We start from the raw sequence: 721 nt of genomic DNA, 5'->3' as shown, positions 1-721 counted from the left end.
CGCCCCCCGCCGTGTTGGCGGGCCCGCCGCCCGGGACGGCGCGCAGGACGTCGGGTCCGTGGGACGTGGGCAACAGGTCCATGACGTTCTCCCCGACCACCACCAGCCGGGCGCTCGGGCCGCTCACGCCGTTCCTCCGCCCGTGGTCACGCGCTCGTCGGGGACTGTCCCGGAACCGTTCCCGAGCGCGGCGGCCAGGGAACCGGCCAGACCGACCTGGGGCAGGAGTGCCGCCTGGTAGGCGTGGTAGACGTCGGGTTTGCCCGGCCACACCGCGCCCGAGGGACGACCGGCCGGGTCGAGCTCGTGGTGCCAGCTCCCGTGCTCGCGGTCGAGGTGGTGGCGGTCGGCGTAAACCCACCAGCGGTCGTAGTGGCGTGCGTAGGCGTCGTCCCCGGTCCGCGCGCCGAGCGCCCACGCGGCCATCGTGGCCTCGGCGACCACCCAGTGCATGCGTTCACGCACGACGGGGGTGTCCGCCCAGTCCAGCGTGTAGACGAACCCGTCCTCCCCGTCCGCGGACCAGCCCCGGCTGACGGCGTGGTCGAAGAGCCGGGCGGCGTCCTGGTGCAACCAGGGGGGCACGGGGTCCCCCGCCTCCCTCAGGGACGCCTCCAGATGGACCAGCAGTCGCGCCCACTCCAGGAGGTGGCCGGTGGTGCTGCCGAAGGGCCGGAACGGGTCGTCCGGCCGGTCCCGGTTGTGGTCGGGAAGCGCCCGC

1 protein-coding gene and 1 pseudogene are annotated in these 721 nt (G+C 74.9%); both read right to left on the bottom strand.

Annotated features, from left to right (window positions below; genetic code table 11):
- A pseudogene (locus tag D471_RS42185) lies at positions 1-127 on the bottom strand (carbohydrate kinase); the annotation flags it as partial.
- On the bottom strand, positions 124-721 hold a 598-nt coding region (locus tag D471_RS36920), incomplete at its 5' end, for an AGE family epimerase/isomerase (protein ID WP_017602013.1). The gene D471_RS36920 and the pseudogene D471_RS42185, both read right to left, overlap by 4 nt.

Origin of the sequence: Nocardiopsis lucentensis DSM 44048 (assembly GCF_000341125.1) — a bacterium.
Lineage (GTDB): Bacteria > Actinomycetota > Actinomycetes > Streptosporangiales > Streptosporangiaceae > Nocardiopsis > Nocardiopsis lucentensis.
The sequence above is the reverse complement of the archived record's forward strand: the minus strand, read 5'-3'. Positions and strand labels throughout refer to the sequence as shown.